This is a genomic window from Collinsella sp. HCP3S3_E11 (assembly GCF_052067375.1).
GTDB lineage: Bacteria > Actinomycetota > Coriobacteriia > Coriobacteriales > Coriobacteriaceae > Collinsella.
Map to the genome: position 1 here is coordinate 223,620 of NZ_JBQHQI010000001.1, position 22,614 is coordinate 246,233.

The 22,614-nt window shown below is 60.7% G+C and carries 21 protein-coding genes and 2 tRNA genes; 4 read left to right on the forward strand and 19 right to left on the reverse strand.

What is annotated here, in order from left to right; translation table 11 throughout:
* Positions 1-180: 180 nt before the first annotated feature.
* From smpB to ACTM86_RS00900, 4 genes are all read right to left on the reverse strand, one after another.
* Entirely contained in the window at positions 181-651 is a 471-nt protein-coding gene (smpB, locus tag ACTM86_RS00885; protein ID WP_006235325.1) for an SsrA-binding protein SmpB, read from the reverse strand.
* Positions 641-1,558 (reverse strand): hypothetical protein, encoded by a 918-nt coding sequence (locus tag ACTM86_RS00890; RefSeq protein WP_427727424.1) that lies wholly within the window; start codon positions 1,556-1,558, stop codon positions 641-643. The genes smpB and ACTM86_RS00890 overlap by 11 nt, the downstream gene beginning before the upstream one ends.
* A gap of 95 nt (positions 1,559-1,653) precedes the next feature.
* Positions 1,654-1,730, reverse strand: a tRNA-Glu gene (locus tag ACTM86_RS00895).
* Between the two features lie 17 nt (positions 1,731-1,747).
* Positions 1,748-1,821 (reverse strand) — tRNA-Gln (locus ACTM86_RS00900).
* 258 nt (positions 1,822-2,079) lie between these two features.
* On the opposite strand from ACTM86_RS00900, the gene ACTM86_RS00905 reads away from it, so the two are divergent.
* Entirely contained in the window at positions 2,080-2,343 is a 264-nt protein-coding gene (locus tag ACTM86_RS00905) for a hypothetical protein (protein ID WP_441014988.1), read from the forward strand.
* Positions 2,344-2,555: 212 nt separating this feature from the next.
* Here ACTM86_RS00905 and ACTM86_RS00910 read toward each other — a convergent pair whose 3' ends face one another.
* The 14 genes from ACTM86_RS00910 to rpmE form a co-directional block, all read right to left on the reverse strand.
* Complete coding sequence (locus ACTM86_RS00910) at positions 2,556-2,921, reverse strand: arsenate reductase family protein (RefSeq protein WP_441015216.1); 366 nt, start codon at positions 2,919-2,921, stop codon at positions 2,556-2,558.
* Between the two features lie 116 nt (positions 2,922-3,037).
* Entirely contained in the window at positions 3,038-3,604 is a 567-nt protein-coding gene (locus ACTM86_RS00915) for a VanZ family protein (RefSeq protein WP_441014990.1), read from the reverse strand.
* A gap of 12 nt (positions 3,605-3,616) precedes the next feature.
* Complete coding sequence (locus tag ACTM86_RS00920; protein WP_441014992.1) at positions 3,617-4,330, reverse strand: recombinase family protein; 714 nt, start codon at positions 4,328-4,330, stop codon at positions 3,617-3,619.
* A gap of 174 nt (positions 4,331-4,504) precedes the next feature.
* Complete coding sequence (locus ACTM86_RS00925; protein ID WP_441014994.1) at positions 4,505-6,640, reverse strand: ribonuclease R family protein; 2,136 nt, start codon at positions 6,638-6,640, stop codon at positions 4,505-4,507.
* Positions 6,641-6,907: 267 nt separating this feature from the next.
* Complete coding sequence (ftsX, locus tag ACTM86_RS00930) at positions 6,908-7,828, reverse strand: permease-like cell division protein FtsX (protein ID WP_154515997.1); 921 nt, start codon at positions 7,826-7,828, stop codon at positions 6,908-6,910.
* A complete protein-coding gene (gene ftsE, locus ACTM86_RS00935; protein WP_441014996.1) occupies positions 7,815-9,032 on the reverse strand; it encodes a cell division ATP-binding protein FtsE in 1,218 nt (405 codons plus the stop codon). The genes ftsX and ftsE overlap by 14 nt, the downstream gene beginning before the upstream one ends.
* A gap of 423 nt (positions 9,033-9,455) precedes the next feature.
* Complete coding sequence (locus tag ACTM86_RS00940; protein WP_441014998.1) at positions 9,456-10,397, reverse strand: transketolase family protein; 942 nt, start codon at positions 10,395-10,397, stop codon at positions 9,456-9,458.
* Between the two features lies 1 nt (position 10,398).
* Positions 10,399-11,229, reverse strand: a complete 831-nt coding sequence (locus ACTM86_RS00945) for a transketolase (protein ID WP_441015000.1) — start codon at positions 11,227-11,229, stop codon at positions 10,399-10,401.
* Between the two features lie 207 nt (positions 11,230-11,436).
* Positions 11,437-12,327, reverse strand: a complete 891-nt coding sequence (locus tag ACTM86_RS00950; protein ID WP_441015002.1) for a YitT family protein — start codon at positions 12,325-12,327, stop codon at positions 11,437-11,439.
* A 162-nt stretch (positions 12,328-12,489) separates the two neighbouring features.
* Positions 12,490-13,638 (reverse strand): peptide chain release factor 2, encoded by a 1,149-nt coding sequence (gene prfB / locus ACTM86_RS00955; RefSeq protein ID WP_441015003.1) that lies wholly within the window; start codon positions 13,636-13,638, stop codon positions 12,490-12,492.
* Complete coding sequence (gene secA / locus ACTM86_RS00960; protein ID WP_427747705.1) at positions 13,638-16,445, reverse strand: preprotein translocase subunit SecA; 2,808 nt, start codon at positions 16,443-16,445, stop codon at positions 13,638-13,640. Before secA ends, prfB begins: the two co-directional genes overlap by 1 nt.
* A gap of 156 nt (positions 16,446-16,601) precedes the next feature.
* Positions 16,602-16,874 carry a hypothetical protein gene (locus ACTM86_RS00965; RefSeq protein WP_441036890.1) on the reverse strand — a complete coding sequence of 91 codons (273 nt, stop codon included), beginning with the start codon at positions 16,872-16,874 and terminating at the stop codon, positions 16,602-16,604.
* A complete protein-coding gene (locus ACTM86_RS00970) occupies positions 16,861-17,964 on the reverse strand; it encodes a hypothetical protein (RefSeq protein WP_427717732.1) in 1,104 nt (367 codons plus the stop codon). The genes ACTM86_RS00965 and ACTM86_RS00970 overlap by 14 nt, the downstream gene beginning before the upstream one ends.
* Positions 17,965-18,155: 191 nt before the next feature.
* Positions 18,156-18,581, reverse strand: coding sequence for a 50S ribosomal protein L31 (gene rpmE, locus ACTM86_RS00975; protein WP_154516018.1), 426 nt, complete (start codon positions 18,579-18,581; stop codon positions 18,156-18,158).
* A gap of 349 nt (positions 18,582-18,930) precedes the next feature.
* Here rpmE and ACTM86_RS00980 point away from each other — a divergent pair, with 349 nt between their 5' ends.
* The 3 genes from ACTM86_RS00980 (at position 18,931) to ACTM86_RS00990 (ending at position 21,641) form a co-directional block, all read left to right on the forward strand.
* Entirely contained in the window at positions 18,931-19,218 is a 288-nt protein-coding gene (locus ACTM86_RS00980; RefSeq protein WP_006235289.1) for an ACT domain-containing protein, read from the forward strand.
* Between the two features lie 74 nt (positions 19,219-19,292).
* On the forward strand, positions 19,293-20,711 hold the full coding sequence (locus ACTM86_RS00985; protein WP_441015007.1) for a citrate synthase: 1,419 nt from the start codon (positions 19,293-19,295) through the stop codon (positions 20,709-20,711).
* 87 nt (positions 20,712-20,798) lie between these two features.
* On the forward strand, positions 20,799-21,641 hold the full coding sequence (locus ACTM86_RS00990) for a Cof-type HAD-IIB family hydrolase (protein WP_441015009.1): 843 nt from the start codon (positions 20,799-20,801) through the stop codon (positions 21,639-21,641).
* Positions 21,642-21,759: 118 nt separating this feature from the next.
* Here the strand turns inward: ACTM86_RS00990 and ACTM86_RS00995 are convergent, their stop codons facing one another.
* Entirely contained in the window at positions 21,760-22,554 is a 795-nt protein-coding gene (locus tag ACTM86_RS00995) for a Cof-type HAD-IIB family hydrolase (RefSeq protein WP_441015011.1), read from the reverse strand.
* Positions 22,555-22,614: the final 60 nt, after the last annotated feature.

Below are 22,614 nucleotides of genomic sequence, written 5' to 3' on the forward strand. Positions count from 1 at the left end.
ATGAGACATATGTGTCAGAACGGTAAGAAAAATGAGCCACACGCAGTTGCGGTGAAAAAGTCCCTGTTTAAGCCTGGATACCCAACAAGCAGGAACTATTCCACCGCAACTTGCGAGGAGCAGACCGGGAGTACGACAACAGTGATGGATGAACATCCCCGCCCGCCCGGATATCAACCCTTAGCGATTACGCTCCTTAAGCGCGCGATCGATTTCGCGCTGAACGTCACGTTTGGCCATGTCCTCGCGTTTGTCGTAGAGCTTTTTGCCACGGCCCAGGCCCAACAGCAGCTTAACGCGACCATCGGTATTAAAGTAGAGCTCGAGCGGCACCAGTGCATAGCCGCGGTTGCGCAGTTTGCCGTCAAGAAAATCAATCTCCTTGCGATGCAGCAGCAGACGGCGCCGGCGATCGGGATCACGGTTCCACACGCCACCGTGACTATAGGGATGGATGTGCAAACCCACCAGCCAGCACTCGCCGCCGCGAATCAGCGCAAAAGTATCGGTAATCTGACAGGCGCGCTCGCGAATCGACTTGACCTCGGTACCGCTCAGCTCAATGCCGCATTCGAATGTCTCGTCGATAAAGTATTCGTGATGCGCCGAACGATTCTTGGAGATGAGCTTGCGCTCGCGCTTACTGGGCATCGCCGGCCTCCTCGGCGTCATCGGCTTTCCCGCTCGCGGCCTCGCGTTTGGCCTTGCGCTCGGCGTTGAGCTCGGCATCGCTTTCGCGCACCAGCTTAATGATCGCCGCGCATGCCTCCTCGCCCACCAGGTCGCGGGCACGGACCGTCAGGCGTGTAGCCTCCTGCTTGTCACCGTCGCCCGCAGCGTCGGTCGCACACATAATCAGACAAATGGCAATCTCGGCCGAAGGCGAGGTCGGTACGCCCTGCAACGCCAGCTCGCCCATCACATGCTCATCACTCTCGTCGGCGGCATCCGGATAGGTGGCATGGATCTTGCTGAGCAAGCGCGTCGTATGTGAATCGCCAGGGGCCAAGCGCAGCGCCAGACGTGCGCAACCCACGGCCGCCGAGACGTTCTCGGTCTCGGGCTCCAAAAAGTACTGGCCCAAGTTGGCGTAGGCGCGGGCGGCGCACCTGCCGTCACTCGCACGCTCCAGCACCGAAAACGAAAGCGAAGCCCACTCCTGCTTGTCCTCGAGCGCACGGAACAGCTCGGCCAGATCCAGTCGGTAGTTGCAGTTCATGGGGTCCCAGCGCACGGCCTGCATCAAGGCATTGCGGGCGCTCACATAATCCTGCTGACGGATGTAGGCAAACGCCATGTCGGAGTACAGGCGATCAAAGGGCACCTCGACCTGCACCAGCTCGCGTGGATCCTTTTCCACGCGGCGGTAGGCCAGGCGCTCAAACTTGCTATCGAAGCTAAAGTACTGGCGGTTCTCCTCCGTTTTGCACTCGGCATCGATATACTCCTCGGCGAGCTCCACCAAACGCTCCAGCAGCGGCGTCGCCGTGGCCAGGTCTCCCTGCGCCAGGTAATTCTCGGCATACGTAATGTCTTGTAGGCTGATGGGCAGGTCCATGGCAACTCCTCGGTCCAGGTGAAACGCGGCTCATTCCACACATACGGTGTATACACAAAACCCGGGTCTCTTGCGAGGCCCGGGCATTCAATTTGTGGTAGCCCGTACCAGATTCGAACTGGTGATCTCCGCCTTGAGAGGGCGGCGTCCTAAACCGCTAGACGAACGGGCCATATGTAGCAAATGCAATGGCTGGGATGGAGGGAGTCGAACCCCCATTGACGGAACCAGAATCCGCTGTCCTGCCATTAGACGACATCCCAATGATTGCATCGCTGCGCTCGGCTGTGCCTTTGCGCAAGAAAGAAATATACGGGAAGTCGCTCCGTGACGCAAGCCCCAATTTTGACTTTTTTAAAATTCGGTCAAATTGGCCTAATTTCGTCCAACCCGTGAAGGACCTGTGATGCCGACCGCTGTACACGAAGGGCAAAACGCCGCGAGCGGTAACCGTCAACCGTTGGCAGATACTAACGCGAAAACGATAGCACCAGGCAACACAATCGAAGTATCTTTTGATCATGCGGACGTCATGGCATGCGGCGCTCCCCGACCTCAAGCGCATCCAGGCAAGCCTCGTCGAGCTGTCCGGCATGCCGACCGTCATATCCGAGACGAACCTGGAGCGGCGGCAGCGCGAGCGCCTGCAGCGGCAACGAATTCCGTTTATCTGCCCCGGCATTCAGGCATACCTGCCCTTTATGGACGAAGAGTACTGGAGCGACACGCCCGACAAGCACGTAAAGATCTACGACCCACACGAATGGGCGCAGCTGAAGGACTGACTGGGGCAGGCCCGCCCTGGAGTAGGCCCGCCGGCAGAAAGCGCATCCCAGATTTCAAGCTCAAACTGGTCCCCACTTTCCCGTCGAGCCCTCAACCGGAAACCGTGTCCCAGAATCAGCACTCGAAACGGGATGTCATTTCCGATAGAGCCCTCAACCGGAAAGCGCATCCCAGAATCAGCACTCAAAATGGGACGCACTTTCCGAAGCCGCTACAGCAACGCCTCGGTCCAAGCCGCTTCCCTAAAGCCGGGGATCGTAAAGTCGTCGCCCACCAGCAGCGGGCGCTTAACCAGCATGCCGTCAGTCGCCAGCAGCTCGCAGCATTCCTGGTCCGTCATACCCGCATCCAGGCGCGCTTTCAGACCAAGCTCTCGATATTTCATGCCCGACGAGTTAAAGAAGCGTCGCACCGGCAGCCCCGAACGAGCAATCCAGGTCGCAAGTTCCTCAGCCGAAGGATTGTCTGTAACAATATCGCGATCGACGTACTCAACCCCATGCTCGTCCAACCAGGCCTTGGCCTTTTTACACGTCGAGCATTTGGGGTATTCAACAAACAGCACTGCCATGGGGATTCCCTTCTTAGAAAAGACAAGTGTCTGGCAAACAGCGCATCGATGGCCATCTGCGACCGATGCCGATATTGTAACCAGCGCCGACGTACAGGCGGTCGCGATTTTCCATCTTGAGGTTAGCGCCTCGCATGGGCGCCAATGGGACAGGTCGCGCGCTGAACCAGCGCGGCGGCCAACAGCACCAACAGCATGGCGACAACGTAACCCGCGGCATCGAAGCCCAGGTCGATCATGTCGAAATGACGACCAGGAACAAAGATCTTGTGCACTTGGTCACCGACAGAGCAGACGGCGCAAAAGAGCAGAGCGAGTACGTACCGGAATCGCGCGCATGGCAGGCACTCGCCCAGGCATGCCACTGTCGCCAAAGCAAACAGTCCTACAAAGAAGAACTCAACGGTATGTGCGACGCGACGAATGTTGGCACCCATCCACAGACGAACGGGCGCAAGCGGGTCGGGATGAACAGTGGCAGTCGTTGAATCCGTGCCCTCGACGGCATCCCCCGCCTGGAACTCCTGCGTGGCGTCGGGCCGCACGTCCGCGGCCCGTCCTTCCACCGCACGCGCGGTGGACTCGCTGAGCGACGACGTCTGCTCCACGTTTTGCTCCGTCAGCATCCAAATACTTGCCAGCGTCACGACCAGCAGGACAATCGAAATCCATCCGACTATGTGCTTCACACGCGCCAAGGGCTAACCTCCGTCATTTTTTGAGCAGCAGCGAGTGTACCCCCAAATGCAGTTGTCGCCGTAGCGAAATCCAAAATGTTCGAATCGGGGCGCCAAAGGACCGTGGCGCCCCGATTCCATCTCGCGCATCCAGCGATCGAACGTCCCCACGCACACGCCTAGCCGCTTTGCCGCCTGACTCCGCGTGATATCACCCGCCTCGTAGGCATCGCGTACCAGCTCGAATTGCGGGGGACAGGGCTTGCGGGGCCGGCCAAAGCGCACGCCGCGCGCTCGCGCCGCCGCAATGCCCTCGGCTTGGCGCCGGTGGATGTTCTCGCGCTCCACCTGTGCCACATAGCTCAGCAGCTGCAAAACAATATCGGCAATCAACGTACTCGTCACGTCCGACCCACCACAGTCTCTGGCGCGCGTGTCGAGCAATGGCATGTCCAGCACCACGATGGCGGCGCCGAGCTCTTTGGTTATGCACCGCCATTCCTCGAGGATCTCGCTGTAGTTACGGCCCAGCCGATCAATGGAAAGTACCACCAGCACATCGCCGGAATCCAACGCGCACAGCAGCTCGCGATACCGCGGTCGATCGAAGTCCTTGCCACTCGCATGGTCGGCAAAGATATTCGCCGGTTCCACGCCATAGGCGCCCAGCGCATCCAGCTGCCGATTCAGATTTTGATCACGCGAGCTCACCCGCGCATACCCGTACACCGTTGTCATCTCATCCCCGCTCTCTCGTAAACCTCCCAAAAAGGGACAGGTTTATTTTGGTAGGTTTTATCTCCCCTATAGCAGGCGGAAGACGCAAGCGCGCGAGCGGCAAGACGATTGAACCGCCACGAAAAAGGCAGCCCCAAAAGACCGCCCCGTTCTCTATCAATCACCAAATTCCGGCTAATGAATAAGCCTGAAATCCAAGTGCCCGCGCGTGGTATTGACGCGCGAGACCTCGATGATCACGCGTTGCCCCAACTCAAAACGGCGCCCCGTGTCGGCACCCGTCAACGTGAGCGCGTCCTCGTCAAACTCGAACCACTCGCTTCCCAAGCTCTTAATCGAGACCAAGCCCTCGACCTGTGTCAGGTCGAGGCGCACAAAGAGGCCCATGCTGCTGACCCACGAAATGGTTCCGGCATAGCGCTCGCCCAGACGATCCTCGTAATACTGGGCAATCTTGATCTTTTGCGTCGCATGGCTGGCGGCGTCGGCCGCACGCTCGGCATCGCTGCATGCACGGCAAATCTGCGGCAAGATGCGCGGCAGCGACTCGCGACCCTTGCCGATCAGCCGCGGCGTGCGCGCCAAGGCATCCTTGCCGCCCAGCTGCTCATACGCCAGCTGCAATTTGAGCACGCGATGGACAACAAGGTCCGGATAGCGTCGGATAGGGCTCGTAAAGTGGCAGTAGCACGGCGCGGCGAGCGCAAAGTGGCCCTCGTTGCGCGGCTTGTACAGCGCGCGCTGCATACTGCGCAATAGCAACGTGTTGACAAGCGGGGCATTTGCCGTGCCAGCGGCAGCGTCAACCGCCGCCTGCAGCTCATCGGGACTTCCCAGGGCAATGCCGGCCGCGCGGCGATCGTCGATGATACCCAGCTGCGCCAGCGCCACAGCGGCCCCGTGCAAGCTGTCGGGGCTGGGATCCTCATGCACGCGATAGCATGCCTCAATATCGCGGTCTGCCAGCCACTCGGCAACGCACTCGTTGGCAAGCAGCATAGCTTCCTCGATGAGCGACGTGGCACACGAGCGCTCGCGGGCCACGATCTGCACGGGAATGCCGTCCTCGTCCAGCAAAGCGCGAATCTCCGCCGTGTCAAAGTCGACCGAGCCGCGCGCACGGCGAATGCGACGGCGTCGCTCGGCAAGCTCGTTGGCAGCGACTAGGAAATCGCTCAGATCCACGTCGTAGTCGCGGGCAGTCTCTTCGCAAGTCAAACCGCGCTCAAGCGCCTCCTCGCGCGACGCCTCGGCTGCAGCAACATCCTCGGCGGCACCTTTCAACACGGAGTACTCCACCGCACCGGCACGCACCAGCAGTGCCTCGGCACCGTCATAGTCCATGCGCACGCGCGAGCGAATCACACTGGGATACGGATCGTAGTGGCGGACGTGCCCCTGCGCATCGAGCTCGATGTCGACGGTAAACGCCAGGCGATCCTCGTCGGGGCGCAAGGAACACAGGTCATTCGACAGGCGCTCGGGCAACATGGGGAGCACACGATCGGCAAGGTACACCGACGTCGTGCGATGGCGAGCCTCTAGGTCGATATGTCCGTCCCAGGCCACATAATGCGATACATCGGCGATATGGACACCCAGCTTGTAGCCGCCCTGCGTCGTGCGCTCCAACGAGATGGCGTCGTCAAAGTCGCGCGCGTCGACCGGATCGATCGTGATGATAAAACGGTCGCGCAGATCACGGCGAAGCGGGTCCTTAAGAGCCGTCGCCACGTCGAGCGATAGCTCCTCGGCCTCGGCAAGGGCGGTCTCGGGATAACTATCGGTATAGCCGTAACGAGCCATGACATATTGAACGCCCAAGTCGGGTGCATCGTCACCGCCAATGCGGCGCTCAAGAGTCACGGTGCCCGATTCCAAGCGTGTCGGATAGGTCAAGATGCGTGCGACGACTGCATCGCCCGGATGCACGCCCAAACGCTCCGCCGAAGTATCCTCGGGCAAAATAAAGAAATCGGCCTTGAGACGCGAATCAAGCGGCTCGATCACACCGAGGGGGCCTGCCGTCTGATACGTGCCCACCACGCTTATGGCCGCGCGCTCGACAACGCCCTCGATCACCGCACGGCGATCGCCGCGCGGTCCGGTCTTAATGCTCACGGCCACGATGTCGCCGTCCATAATCTCGCGCTTGCCGCGACCCATAACCTTATAGTCGCCATTATCGGTGACAACATAGGCGCTGTGCTCATGGAGCTGCACGCGGCCCGTCAGGCTGGGACGCCGCTCGCTGCGCACCGGCGCGCGCTTGTTGCGAGCGCTACGCTTATGTTTGTTATTGCGCCCCATGGCGCCTCCTTACTATCTGTTGCGGGGCCCGCAGGCGCAACCGCATCACGTCAAAACACCGTGCAGGCCTAAACCGCACGCATCAAAGAGTCTACCCAATCAACAACAGGGCACGCACCTCGCGTCATGATCCCTATGTGACGGAGAAAATCGAATTATCGAGACAAGCCGAACTGCCGGTGAGCCCTTTTCCTCCGTCGCACGGGATCAAAAAACGGGCCGCCCCAGAGCGGGACGGCCCGTTAGCAAAACTAATTCCAGCTGTGTCTACACGCGCAGGTAGCGACGCATGGCAATGGCGGAACCAAAGAGACCGATGATCACGCCGACCAGGATCAGTGCGGCATACGTCACCAGGTAGTATTGCATCGGCAGCGCAAACGACATCCAGCCAATGCTCTCCTGAAGACGCGGAACCAACAGGTTGCGAAGCAGCTCCAAAACACCGATGGAAAGCAGCGAGCCCAAAACGGCCTGCAGCACGCCCTCGGTGATAAACGGACCGCGAATAAAGCCATTGCTGGCGCCCACCAGGCGCATGATAGCAATCTCGCGGCGGCGAGCCGTAATCGACAGGCGAATCGTGTTGTTGATAAAGATGAACGCGATAAACGTCAGCAAACCAACAAGCACAACGGCAGCGATGCGGATGTAGTTCGTCACCTGGAACAGGCGGCTCACTTCCTCCTGACCGTACAGAACGCTCGCATCAACGTCACCGTCATCCGCGATCTTCTGGAAATCGGAGTTCTTCTTGAGCTTCTTGGCCGTGCTCTCGACCTGGGACGGATCGTCCATCTCGATCGCGAACGAAGCAGGCAGCGGATTCTGGCCATCAAGTGCGCTCAGAGTGGCGTCGGCGTTACCCGACATCTTGCTCGTGTACTCGGCCAGCGCGTCGTCCTTGTCCTTATAGGTCACGGACTTAACGTTGTTCCACGTCTTGAGCTCACTCTCGAAAGCCTGGACGTCGGCCTGGTCGGCGTCATCGCTAATAAACGCGTTGATAACAACCTGATCCTCAACGGTGCCGATCACGGAGTTCAGCATCGCGGAACCCATGATGAACAGGCCGATGATAAACAGCGATAGGAAAATCGTGATGACGGCGCCGAGCGAGGTGGTCCAGTTACGGAAGAAGTGGCTCATTGCCTCTTTGAGCGAATAGCCCACGTTAGTTGGTGCCATAGTTGCCGTAACCTCCCCTCTCCTGGTCGCGGATTACGTGGCCGCCCTCGAGGGCGATCACGCGACGATGCATACTATCGACCATCTCGCGATCGTGGGTAGCCACGATCACGGTCGTGCCGGTGCGGTTAATGCGCTCGAGCAGCTTCATGATGCCGAGCGAAATTGCCGGGTCGAGGTTGCCCGTTGGCTCGTCGCAAATCAGCAGCGGCGGACGGTTGACCATGGCGCGGGCGACGGCCACGCGCTGTTGCTCGCCGCCGGAAAGCTGATCGGGCAGCGAGTCCATCTGATCGGCCAAACCGACCAGACGCAGTACCTCGGGCACCTGGCTGCGAATGACGCCCTTGGGCTTGCCTATGCACTGCAGGGCAAACGCCACGTTTTCATAGGCGGTCTTTTGCGGCAGAAGCTTAAAGTCCTGGAACACGGCGCCAATCTGGCGGCGCAGGAAGGGAACCTTGCGGTTCTTGATTTTCATGAGATCCTGACCGGCGACCAAAATGCGACCGCTCGTAGGCCTGACATCACGGTTGAGCGTGGAAAGCAGCGTGGTCTTACCCGATCCGGAATGACCGACCAAGAAGACGAACTCACCCGGATAGATCTCGATGTTGATGTCGTCGAGTGCGGGCTTGTTGGGCTGTGCCGGGTAGATCTTGGTGACATGCTCCATCAGAATGACGGGCTCGACACCGGCCTGCTTGGCCATCTTCTTGCGACTTGCCTGCGGATCGATAGGCGCGAACACCGACGTAAAATCGGGGTTGTTGAGCGCGTTGTCAAGACTTGCGACCTCGGCAGCCTGATCATTCTCGACCATGGGCGCAGCGGGCTGCGTAGGATCGGGAATGCCGGCAAAGAGGCCGGACTGCGCCGGCTGCGGCGCGGGCGTAGCAGGAGCCATGGGATCGGGAATGCCCGCCATGGTCGGCTGAGGCTCAGCTGACGTCTGAGGCTGGTTCACGCGAGCAGTCACCTTTTGGACGGGCTCAAAGCCCGCAGCGGCGGAAAGCTCGGCATCGCTGGTGGGATTGTAGGCAAAGGGATCGGATACCGGCCGTGCCTGATCTGCCGGCTGTGCGGGGGCCTGGGCAATATGCTGGCCCTCTGAATCCGGAGTGGCGAAACGTGTGCCCGGGACACCTTGCCGTGTCTTGGGGGCCTCATCGCCCGCACCGGAGGTACGGAAGTGGTTACCCACTGGTGCTCCTTATCATCGTGCGTTTAAACTACATGAGCGCTTTGTATTTTAGCAGCATTAGCTTCGCTGCACATAAGACGCACGGTTTTGCAACCCCCACCAGCCTCCGGACGGGGCTCGCTTTGAAAACGTCCTCGCGCATAAAACCTGCTTATCTTGCTCCTGCGGAGCTCCAGATAAGCAGGTTTCGCGCTGCGGATTGTTTTCAAAGCGAGCCCCGTCCGGAGGCTTTCGCCAACATCACCGTTGGAGGCGTCAGGCTGAGTTGCACTTTGCTGGTCTGGGCCCGCTTCCCGGAGGAAGCCCTTGCTTGGTGCGGGCCTAATTTGTTTGTTACCGACAAAAACAGGGGCGCCCTCTTTGGGGGCGCCCCTGTTCTGGCTTGCTTACGGTTGCTGAAGCGATACTTCGCCTCGTCTTGCCCTAGGCCAAGAACTCCTTGGTGGTTGCCACGATGTTGGCGGCATCCAGGCCGTACTTGTGCAGGAGCTCGGCGCCCGGGCCGGACTCGCCAAAGGTGTCGTTGACGCCAATCTTCTTGAGCGGCGTCGGGCACTGCTCGCAGAGCACGTCGGCAACGGCGCTGCCCAGGCCACCGATCACGGAGTGCTCCTCGACGGTCACGACGTGGCCGGTCTTGGCGGCGCTCTTGACGATCAGATCGGCGTCGATGGGCTTAATGGTGTGCATGTTGATGACCTCGGCGTCGATGCCCTCGGCAGCGAGCTGCTCGGCAGCCTCGAGAGCCTCGCCAACCATCAGGCCGCAGGCGATGATGGTCACATCGGCGCCCTCACGCATGACGATGCCGCGGCCCGGCTCGAACTTGTAGGTCTCGGGGTCGTTGATGACCGGCGAGGCCAAACGGGCAAAGCGCATGTACACGGGGCCGTCGCACTCGTAGGCGGCGCGGACCACGGCGCGGGCCTCCACGTCGTCGGCCGGGACAATCACGGTCATGCCAGGGATAACACGCATAAGGGCGATATCCTCGCAGCACTGGTGCGTGGCACCGTCCTCGCCCACCGAAATACCGGCGTGCGTGGCGCCGATCTTGACGTTGAGGTGCGGATAGCCGATGGAGTTACGGACCTGCTCAAAAGCGCGGCCGGCGGCAAACATGGCAAAGGTGCTCGCAAAGGCAGTACGACCGGTGGTCGCGATACCGGCGGCGACACCCATCAGGTTGCTCTCGGCAATGCCCACATCAAAGAAGCGGTCGGGGCAGGCGGCCTTAAACTTACCGGTCTGCGTGGCGGCGGCCAGATCGGCGTCGAGGACCACAAAGTCGTCGTGCTCGGCAGCGAGCTCAACGAGGGCCTCGCCGTAGCTTACACGCGTGGCGATTTTCTTGACGTCTGCCATCCTAGAGCTCCTCTCCGGCGGCCGTGAGCTCTGCCATGGCCTGCTCAAACTGTTCATCGTTGGGGGCCTTGCCGTGCCAACCAACCTGGTTTTCCATAAAGGAAACGCCCTTGCCCTTCATGGTCTCGGCGATAATGGCGGTAGGCTGACCCTTGGTGGCGCGAGCCTCGGCAAAGGCGGCGCGAATCTGACCGAAGTCGTTGCCGTCGGCGAGCTCCACCACGTGGAACTTAAAGGCGCGGAACTTTTCGGCGAGCGGCATGGGATCGTTGACCTCCTCGACGGGACCGTCAATCTGCAGGCCGTTGTGGTCAACGATCACGCAGAGGTTGTCGAGCTGCTGATTGCCGGCAAACATGGCGGCCTCCCAGACCTGGCCCTCCTCGCTCTCGCCGTCGCCCAGCAGGGCGTACGTGCGGTAAGTATCGCCCCAGTGCTTGGCGGCGACGGCCATGCCCACGGCGGCGGAGATGCCCTGGCCCAGTGAGCCGGTGGACATGTCGACGCCCGGGGTGTCGTTCATGTTGGGGTGGCCCTGCAGGTGGCTGCCGATATGGCGCAGCGTCTCGAGGTCCTCCTTGGGGAAGAATCCGCGCTCGGCGAGCACGGCGTACAGACCCGGAGCGCAATGGCCCTTGGAGAGCACAAAGCGGTCGCGGTCGGCCTTGCGAGGATCGGCCGGGTCGACATTCATTTCCTCAAAGTACAGATAAGTCATGATGTCGGCAGAGCCGAGCGAACCGCCCGGATGGCCGGACTTGGCAGCGTGCACGCCGGTGACGATGCCCTTCCTTACCTCGTTGGCAACCTTTTTGAGCTCTTCGTCGCTCATTGTGCCTTCCTTTCATCCTCTTTAGACAAGATGCGCACGGCGCAGAAGGTAATCCCAACCCAGCCGCAATGCACGTGCGCCATTCATTATGCTGGAAACTGAAGGCTTTACCAGAGTTTTTATCATTATTTGAATAATTTAGCTGGCAGACCCGCTGATGAATCGGTTTATCAATGTGAACGTCTTTTGGATGGAGCGCAGTCTGCCCTACGCGTTAATGTCCTTGAACCCCTCGCCGAAGGCTTCCGTAACGTCGGCGACCGTCACGATAGCTTGAGGATCGCGCTCGCGCACGATGGTCTTGAGTGTATTGAGCTCGCGGCGGCTAACGATCACCATAATCACCGGCTTCTCAGCGCCCGAATACATGCCGGTCGCCTTTAATTTAGTGCAGCCGCGACCCAGGCCATACATGATATCGGCCGCGATATCGGGGAAATTCTCCGAGATGATGAGCACCATGCGGCGCTTGTTGCCGCCATCGACCACAGCGTCGATCACATAGCCGCTAATTACCATCGAAAGCCCTGCATACAGCGCGTTCTCCAGAGAGAAGACGGGGGCCGATGCCGCGCATACGGCGACATCGATCGCCATGACGGTCGAACCCACCGGCAGCGAGGTATTACGCGAGATAATCTGGCCGATGGTGTCGGAGCCGCCGGTGTTGGCGCCGGCGCGTAACACCATGCCGTAACCAATGCCCGTGATAATGCCGCCCCACATAGCGGGAAGCATCAGGTCTGCATCTGCCAGAGGCGCTACAAACGGGGCAAACAGGTCGGTAAAGAAGCCCAGTAGCACAAAGCCTGTCGCCGTCTGTACCACATAGAACATGCCGCCCTCGCGCATTACGACCAGCAACAGCAAGGCATTCATCACGATGGTTTGGATACCGACGGGCAGCGACACGCCCCGCGCGGCACCGACCGCCTGGATAATAGTCGCAAGGCCCGTAACGCCACCGGCGGCAAGACCGTTGGGAATCAAAAACAGGTCGGTCGCGATGGCCGCCAAAGCGCACCCAAGCATGATCTGGGGCAGATCGCGGAAGAAGTTCATTGAAAGAATGCGCTTAATATCCAGACGATATGCCATGCTGCCTCCCTCAAAAAAGCGCACCCCATTGGGTGCGCTTTGAACTTCTTACCGTATTTGATTCTACCGATTCGCCGAGCAAAAGCCACCCCGCGGCGGGTTTGCTCTGGATATAAAACCGCCTGTCCAGAGTTTAGTGTCGGTCCGCGACTCACCCGGGGCTTAAGCGGACGGAGACTCCGCATCAGCATTGCCGGTAGCCCAGCGATGGTAGCCGATCACAAACGGATCCAAGTCGCCATCGTCGAGAACGGCCTCGACGTTGCTGGTCTCCACGCCCGAGCGCAGGTCCTTGACCATCTGATACGGATAGAGCACGTAGCTGCGGATCTGGTTGCCAAAGCCAATCGTGGTCTTGGGACCGCGGATCTCGTCGAGCGCCTCGGCGCGCTTCTCGAGCTCAATCTCGTACAGGCGGGCCTTGAGAATCTGCATACACGCGGCCTTGTTCTGAATCTGGCTGCGCTCATTTTGGCAGGTCACTACAATGCCGCTGGGAAAATGCGTCACGCGCACGGCGGAGTCGGTGGTGTTGACGCCCTGGCCGCCCGGGCCGCTTGCGTGGTACACGTCGACGCGGATATCGTCGGGGTTGATCTCGATATCGATATCGTCGGGCAGCACCGGAATGACCTCGACGCCGGCAAACGTAGTCTGTCGACGCTTCTTGTCATCGGTGGGGCTAATGCGCACCAAACGGTGAACGCCGGCCTCGGCACGAAGCATACCGAAGGCATCCTTGCCCTCAACGGTAAAGGTCGCGCGATCAATGCCAATGACCTCGGCAGCGGGGCAATCGTTGATGGTGACCTTCCAGCCGCGGCGCTGGCAGTACTTCATGTACATCTTAAAGAGCATGAAGGTCCAGTCCTGCGCCTCCAAGCCGCCCTGTCCGGGCTTGATGGTCACAATCGCGTCACCGTGATCGAACTCACCGGTAAACCAGCTCGAAAGTTCGAGCTCATCGATGGCGCGCGCCAGACGATCAGCCGTGGCGGCAGCCTCCTCACGCAGTGCAGCGGCATCGGGGTCATCGCCCATTTCCTCGGCAAGTTCCAGCGCCGCGCGGGCATCGGAGAGCTCGCCGCGCGCGGTATCCACGGCGGCGATATCCTCCTTGGCGCGCGCAATCTCTTCCATCGTGGCGCGAGCGGCATCGGCGTCGTCCCAAAAGCCGGGAGCGACGCTCTTGGCCTCGAGCTCGGTCACGTGGGTGCGCTTCTCGTCCAAATGAAGATACGACTCAACCTCGCCGAGCCGGTCCGCAAACTTGTCCAGCTCGGCGGGCGTTACCTCTAAAGCCTCGGCCATTAACGATTCCTGCCGTGGCAGTACTTGAACTTCTTGCCGCTGCCGCAAGGGCACGGTTCGTTGCGACCCACGTTGACATACGGGTCGTCGCTCTCGGACTTGCGGTAGGTGGTCACCTTAGCGCCGTTGTTGACAGCTGCCGGTCCGCCCTGGACGGCCGTGCGAGCCTGCGCCCGTGCCTCCTTGCGCAGGACCGAGTTGCCGTTGTCGCCATCGACGTCGGCGGGGCCGGAGAAGCGCGCACCCTCGAGCGCGGGGTCCTCCTTGCGCTCCACAGCCTGCGGGGCGGCCTTGATCTCGATGCGCAGGACGGTGCGCAGGTAATCCTCATACATGGTGTCAACGAGCATCTGGAAGGCACCATAGGCCTCAGTCTTGTACTCGACCAGCGGGTCGCGCTGACCAAAGCCGCGCAGGCCGATACCGGTCTTGAGATAGTCCATCTCCTGCAGGTAGTTCATCCAGCGGGTATCGATGACGCGCAGCATGACCTGGGTGTTGAGCTCGCGCATGAGGTCCTCGCCCAAGCGCTCGGCCTTCATGTTGTAGCACTTCTCGACGTAGGCCAGGACATCGGCAGCAAGGGCCTCGTAATCCTCGTCGGGGAACTTGGGCGTATCGATATGGCCGGTCAGCTCCACGACCCACTTGCGCAGGCCATCGAGGTCGCGCTCGCCGTCGTGGCTGTCCTTAGTGCAAAACTCCTGCACGCAGCGGTACACGGTGTCGTGCATGACCTCGGTGATGTGGTCGGTCAGGTCCTTACCGTCCAGAATCTTGTTGCGCTCGGCGTAGATAACCTGGCGCTGCTTGTTCATCACGTCGTCGTACTCAAGAACGCTCTTGCGCATGGAGAAGTTGATGCTCTCGACCTTGTGCTGAGCGCTCTCGACGGCCTTGGAGATGATCTTGTGCTGGATGGGCATGTCGTCGCCCATTTCTGCCGTGACCATCATCTTGGAGACGCGGTCCATCTTGTCGCCACCGAACAGGCGCATCAGATCGTCCTCGAGCGACAGGTAGAACTGGGTCTCGCCCGGATCGCCCTGACGGCCAGAACGGCCACGCAGCTGATTGTCGATACGGCGGGACTCATGGCGTTCGGTGCCGATGACGGTCAGACCGCCGGCGGCAAGCACGCGCTCGCGCTCGGCCTTGCAGGTCTCCTTGGCCTCGGCGTTAAACTGCTCGAGCTGCTCGGGCGTCACGTCCTCCATGGTCAGGCCCTCGTACTCAAGGCGCTCGCGCACCAGCTCGTCGGGGTTGCCGCCCAGCAAGATGTCCGTACCACGACCGGCCATGTTGGTGGCGATGGTCACGGCGCCGTAACGACCGGCCTGGGCAACGATATGAGCCTCGCGCTCGTGATGCTTTGCGTTGAGGACCTCGTGCGCGATGCCGCGCTTGGTAAGGGCGGCCGACAGCTTCTCGGAGCTTTCGATGGAGACGGTACCGACCAGGACCGGCTGGCCCTTGGCGTGACGTCGCTCGACGTCGTCGGCAACGGCGTTGTACTTGGCCTGGATGGTGCGGTACACCAGGTCCTCGTGATCGACACGCTGCACGGGCTTGTTGGAGGGGATGACCTCGACGGGCAGCTTGTAGATCTCGCGGAACTCGGCGTCCTCGGTAAGCGCCGTACCGGTCATGCCGGAGAGCTTGTCATACAGACGGAAGTAGTTCTGCAGGGTGATGGTGGCAAGGGTCTGGTTCTCCTCGCGCACGAGCACGCCCTCTTTGGCCTCGATAGCCTGATGCAGGCCCTCGGAGTAGCGACGGCCCTCCATGATGCGGCCGGTGAACTCATCGACAATCTTGACCTCGCCGTTGGTAACGACGTACTGCTTGTCGCGGTGGAACATGTATTGGGCCTTCAACGCCTGCTGCAGGTGGTTGACCAGCTGGCCCGAAAGGTCGGCGTAGATGTCCTCGATACCCAGGCGGCGCTCGATCTTCTTGAGGCCGCGCTCGGTGGCGGCAATGGTGTGCTTGGCCTCGTCCATGACGTAGTCGCCCGTGGGCTCCACGTCCTCGGTGGCGGTGAGCATATCGTGCGACACGTCCTCGCCGCGCTCCAGCCCGCGCACGGCGCGCGCGAAGTCCTTGTAGGTGCTGGCCGACTTGGTGCCGGCGCCCGAGATGATCAGCGGGGTCCTGGCCTCGTCGATCAGGATGGAGTCGACCTCGTCGACGATAGCGTAGCTGTGGCCGCGCTGGACGCGCTGCTCGGGGCGGGTGACCATGTTGTCGCGCAGGTAGTCAAAGCCAAACTCGGAGTTGGTGCCGTAGGTGACATCGGCCTGGTAGGCCGGGCGCTTAAGCTCGAGCGGCATGTTGTTCTGCAGCAGGCCGACGGTCATGCCCAAATACTTGTAGATGCGGCCCATCCACTCGGAGTCGCGCTTTGCCAGGTAGTCGTTGACGGTAACGACATGCACGCCCTTGCCGGCGATGGCGTTAAGATAGCCGGCCAGGGTGGAGACGAGCGTCTTGCCTTCGCCGGTCTTCATCTCGGCGATATGACCCTCGTGCAGCGCCATGGCGCCGATGAGCTGTACGTCAAAGTGACGCATGCCCGTGATGCGCTTTGAAGCCTCGCGCACGGTGGCAAAGGCCTCGGGGAGCATGTCGTCAAGCGACTCGCCGTTAGCATAACGCTCGCGGAACTTGTCGGTCTGGCCGCGAAGCTCCTCCTCGGTCATCTTCTCAAACTGAGGCTCAAGCCCGTTGATCTGGTCAACGATCTTGTAGTAGCGCTTAAGGTCCTTATCGGATCCAAAGGACAGCAGCTTTGACATGAATCCCATGCGGTTTTCCTTTTTTGGCCATCGCCCGTAGCGCACTGCACTGGGCGAGTTAAACACAGATAGTTGTACTTTAGCCAAACGGGACGCACGCTATACGCTCGACCTCATCCCCCACGTAATAACTACGACCGACCTGCCAAAAAGGGACGTTTTATTTTAGTGGCTACGGCCCAGATAGGCGCCGATAACTTTGCGCTGCTCGGCGCTCGCCCGATAGTAGACGCGAAGCTCGCCTTCGGCATTCAAATCAAAGCGCGTCTCGTCAATCAGGCCATTCTTGTGCGCGGTCATGAGCGCCTCCTGCATGCGCGGCCTTGCAAAGGCGGCAAACGATGCGTACTCGGCCGCGAGATCGGCCATCACATCGTCGACGCAAGCCTCGTCATGGCAAACAAAATAATCGAACATGGCATAGTTAAGCGGAAGCATCCCGATCACCGTCCTTTTTAACCATGTCGAGGGGATTCACGGCGATCAGGCAAATGCCGACGAGGTTGACGACGGCCGCCACCCATGCGACGGACGGAAGCGCGTAGCCGTCAAAGCCCAAGACCAGGCCGACGATAATCCACGTAAACAGCGGCGCTGTAAAGGTATAGGTGCCGTTGATGGCCATGCCCAGCGCCGTGCCGCACATGGAGTTGGCGCGATACCAGCTCATAAACGAAAAGTAGGCGGCAAAACCGGAGCAGGCGAAAAACACGACGGAGGATTTGTCGGTGAGCGCTTGGGCGACAAGGACGTAACTCTGACCAAGGGGCTCTCCGCATGCCAAGGTTAGGGCCGGCAGTACCAAGCACAGGTTGCCGACGCCCGAGACAAGCTGACGGATGTTGATGGCGATCTGAGGATCGATCATGCAGGTGGCGCGGCCGCCCACGCATCCCTCGACGCCCCAGCACAGGGCGGCTAACAGCGCCAGGCCCAAGCCAAGCGGCATGCCGGAAGATGCCTGCCCGCTTAGGCCGGCGCTACCGATCATAGCGCCGGCGACCACGCAGACAACGATGCCGGTGACGACACGGGGGCTAAGCGGCTGTCGGTAGAGCACGCGGGCGAGCACCGCACCGATCGCGGGGTTGAGCGCGGCGATGGGCACGGCAAGCGTGCCTGCCTGCGAAAGCGCGATAACGTAGGCGGCAGAAGCGATGGGCCCGCCAATGAAGGCGGCGGCGATAACGATGACGCCGGGCTTTGAGGCGATGCAGCGGCCTAGGTCGGCGAGTTTGCCCTGACCGGCAGTGAAAAACGTGGCCCAGACTGCACTCAGCACGTCATTGACGCCCGAGGCGATTGTGGGCAAGATGAATACCGCCAAAAGGCCGGAGGGAGCAAACGCATCGAACCAACCGGCCCAAACGCCAAAGAGCTGACCGGCGGTAACAAAGGCCGTGTACAGCGCATACATGCAGCTCGAAAGCGCCGCGACAGCGATACCCTTCCTAAAATAGGCAGCATCGAGCGCACGCTTCTTTGCCACCGCGAGCTCGCGATTGCCCAAGGACGTCGATGTGTCCACGTAGCCTCCTATCGGTTACCTGCCAAAAAGGGACAGGTTTATTTTGGCAGGTTTTATCTGGGCAAACGAAAAATCCCCACCGTTCGGTGCAAAGAGGACGTGCTACTTTGCGTCGATAAGAAAAGGGCCGTGCACCCAATTGGATGCACGGCCCTTTTGCCATGAATGCGAGCGATTCCTCGGCGAGCTATTTACTCAGCAGCCTCGGTGGTCTCGGCCTCGGCAGCGGCCTCCTCGACGGGAGCCTCTGCGGGAGCCTCGGCGGCCTGCTTGGCAGCCTCCTCGGCAAACTTAGCGGCACGCTTGGCCTTCTCGGCAGCCTTAGCCTCAGCGGCGGCCTTGCGAGCGGCCTCGGCCTCAGCAGCCTTGGCGGCCTTGGCGGCCTTGGCCTCCTCGGCCTTCTTGAGCTGGGCGGCAGCGGCGCCACCGAACTTGTCGGCGAAGCGCTGGACGCGTCCACCGGTGTCGACGAACTTCTGCTGGCCGGTGTAGAACGGGTGGCACTCGTTGCAAAGCTCGACCCTCATCTCGGACACGGTAGCGTGCGTCTTGAAGGTGTTGCCGCAGGAGCACGTCACCGTGCACTCGACATACTGGGGATGGATACCCTGCTTCATGGTAGGACTCCTTATTGGTCAGGCGCTGGTTACCGATCAGCGCATAAGGCGTCTTGGTTTCCGACCAAGACAACAAACTCGGCTATGTTACCACGGCGCCGAGCGTCCCACAAAAGGTTCACGGTCTTTACGCCGGAGCGCACAGGCGAATCTGCCCGATCGCGGCGCCAACAGAGTCGCCCGAGCTGTCCAGGGTGCCAAAAATACACCCTACGAGACAAGCGCTCCATGTTGCAGACGTGTAACGCCGCAGCAAAGGTGCCCCTTTTTGCACGGGACAGGTACAATGATGAACACTGTACCGTAGAGGAGCGCCGCCGCGCACCGCTAACACGCGAAAGGGTTTCCCATGGCCGAGATCTCGTCCTCCCGTATCGTCATCACCGTCCTTGGCAAGAACCGCCCCGGCATTGTCGCCGGCGTCACCCGCGTCCTGGGCGAAGCCAATGTCGACATCCGCGACATTACGCAGTCCATTATCGAGGACATCTTCACCATGACCATGCTGGCCGACACCGCCGAGTCCAAGCTCGACTTCGCCGAGCTGCAGAAGGCCCTGGCCGAGGCCGGCGAGCTTTCGGGCGTCAACGTGTCCATCCAGCGCGAGGACGTCTTTAACTTTATGTACCGCCTGTAGCGAACAGGCTGCGTGACGACGGCCCAACGTGCGCCCAGGCGCAACGTCGCCACATAGCCCGGAGAGGAGCGCGCATGGCCTACGACGCCAAGAAAATCTATTACCGCTTCGACGACCACCTGAGCCGCCTGGTCTTGGACTACGAAGCAAGCCGCCAGATTTCGCCCGAAAGCGAAAATCTATACTACGGCCTGCCGACCGACCCTTATGACGAGGAGCTGTTTGTCGAGCACGATGTCAAGCGCGGCCTGCGCAATGCAGATGGCTCGGGCGTGGTTGCAGGCCTCACTCGCATCTCGGATGTGCATGGTTACAACAAGGTCGACGGAAAGGTTGTGCCCGATCAGGGTAAGCTCACGCTTCGTGGCTACAGCATCGAAGATCTGGTCAACAATGCCCAGGCCGAGAACCGCTACGGCTACGAAGAAGTCGCCTACCTGCTCATCACGGGCTCTCTGCCCACCAAGGAAGAGCTTGACGGTTTTTGCGAACGCCTGGGTGCTTTTAGGCACCTGAGCGACGAATACGTCCGCGTGTTCCCCATGACCACGGTATCCTCGAGCATCATGAACGTGCTTCAGCGCGCCGTGTTGCTGCTCTATGCCTTCGATGCCGAACCCGATGTAATCACACCCGAGCACGAGATCGACGTTGCCATTTCCATGCTGGCACGCCTGCCCCGCATCGCCGCTTTTGCGCACATGGCATCGATCGCAAAGTGCCACGGTTCGGAGATGCACGTGCCGCACCCCACGCCCGGTCTCTCCACCGCCGAGACCATTCTGCAGGTCCTGCGCGGCGGCATGGCGTTCACCCGCGACGAGGCCATGCTGCTCGACGTGATGCTCATGCTCCACGCCGAGCACGGCGGCGGTAACAACTCCACCTTCGCCTGCCGCGTGCTGTCGTCTTCGGCCACCGACCCGTATTCCGCCTACGCCTCGGCTATCGGCTCGCTCAAGGGCCCGCGTCACGGCGGTGCCAACGCCAAGGTCGTATCCATGCACGAGGACATTCGCGCGCATGTTTCCAACTGGGAAGACGATGACGAGGTTGCTGCATATCTGAGCAAGATACTCGACAAGCAGGCCTTTGACGGCACGGGGCTCATCTACGGCATGGGGCACGCCGTCTACACGCTCAGCGACCCGCGCGCCGAGGTCTGCCGCCACTACGCACGTTCGCTCGCCGCCAAGAAAGATCTGGGCGAGGAATTCGCGTTGATCGAGCGCATCGAGCGCCTGGCGCCCCAGGTCATGCGCGACCACGGCATGACCAAGCCTATCTGCGCCAATATTGACCTGTACACAGGCTTTATCTACAAGATGCTCGGCGTACCCGAGACGCTCTTTACGCCGATGTTCGCCGTGGCCCGCATGGCCGGCTGGTCGGCACACCGCATGGAAGAGCTCTTCTGCGCACACCGTATTATTCGCCCGGCATACCGTCCGGTGATCGAGCCACTGGAGTACAAGCCACTCGCCGACCGTTAGGACGCGCACCGTTATAGAGCACGAGCGTGGCCAGGGTATCACCGCCCTCGGCCACGCTTTTTATGCCAGCAGAAAGGGCTGCATCGAATGATTGTTTTTTCCGATATGGATGGAACACTGTTGACGAGTGACAAGCAGATGAGCGACGCCACCTGGACGATGCTCGACGAGCTCGCACGTCGCGGCATTGAGTTTGTACCGTGCACGGGGCGTCCGCTGTCGGGCGTCTTTGAGGCCATCCTCGCCCATCCTGCCGTGCACTACGCAGTCTGCGCCAATGGCGCTAGCGTCTGGCAGCTCGACGAGGATGTGCCCACCGATGCCTCACGCGCCACGCGCATATTGAGCCGACCGCTCGACCGCGCCATCGCCCACCGCGTCCATAGCATTGCCGCCGGCCACGATGTGACCTTCGATATCTTCGCGGACGGGCGGTGCTTCCTCCCCCGCTCGCTCTACACGCGCCTGGACGAATTCTGCGGCGGAGATCCTCACATCGCGGCTTCGCTCAAGCGCACGCGAACGCCGATCGACATGGATATCGACAGCAAAATCGACGAGGTCGAGGTGCTCGAACGCATCGCCATGTACTGGCACGACTCAGCCGACCGCGATGCTATCGTGGCGGCGCTCGACACACTCGAAGGCATTGAGGTCACGCGTTCGTACGCCATGAATATCGAGGTCATGGGCGGGGGCGCCACCAAGGGAACGGCATTGGCTTGGCTATGTGGGCATCTGGGCGAGCCTCTCGCCGACGCCTGGGCGTTCGGCGACAACATCAACGACATCCCCATGCTGCAGGTAGCGGGCCACGGTACGGCGATGATCAATGCCGAGCCCGAGGACCGCGAAGCCGCTGGCGCCATCACCGAATACGACAACGACCACGACGGCGTCGCCCGCGCCATCATGGCCGCCCTCGCCTAGCAGCAGCAACCCGGCAGGGTAGCTAATTTGGGACGGGGCTTTTTTAGCTACCCTGGTCACAGTAGTCGTTGGGGGCACTCTTCGCGGGGCGCTGCAAGGACTGTCCCCATCTGCCGAATTAGGCGAGACTCTCCAGCACGCGACGGAGCTCCTGCTGGACGGCGTGGTCGCGGTTGCACCCCACCACGCGATCGGCGACTGCCTTGAGCGCGGGGCGCGCGTTTTCCATCGCGCAGCCCGTGCCGACAAAACGAATGATCTCGTAGTCGTTCATCGAGTCGCCAAACGCCATGACCTCGTCGCGTTCGACGCCATAGTGCTCCATGAGCTGTGCGATGCCCGAGGCCTTCGACACACCGGGCTGCATGGCATCGATCCACGCGTTGCCCGAAGGCGCAAAGGTAAAGAACTGGCCGAGCTCGCGCTGCAGTACGTAAGCGCTGTCCATAACGGCACCATCATCGCAAAAGATACTCGCCTTGATGATATTTACGCTGGGATCGGGCAGCTCCCAAATGCGCTCGGCATTGGGAAGGTCCTTATCGACCTCGCGTACGAACTTGCACTCGTCATCGAGCAAAAAGGACTTGGTTCGGTCAAAGAGTGCAAGATGCAAATTGGGAAACGTCGCGACGGCCTGGGCGAGCTTTCGAATCGCCAGGTGCGAATACACCTCGCGGTCTACCATTTTGCCGTCGGCGTAGACCTGGGCACCGTTAGCTGCGACAAAGTCCATTTTGTCGCGAACGGGCGCAAAGAACTCGCACAGGCGATCGTAGCGGCGGCCTGACGACGCGGCAAAATGCACGCCATGCTCGCGTAGTGCCAGGATCAATTCGTAGGTCTCGGGAGGCACCTGGCCATTTTCGTCAAGCAGTGTGCCGTCCATATCGGATGCAATCAGCTTAAACATAGAAAAGCTCCCTTCGGGCTTGCTGGAATCGAACGTGTATCCGATTCCAACGTACCCAAA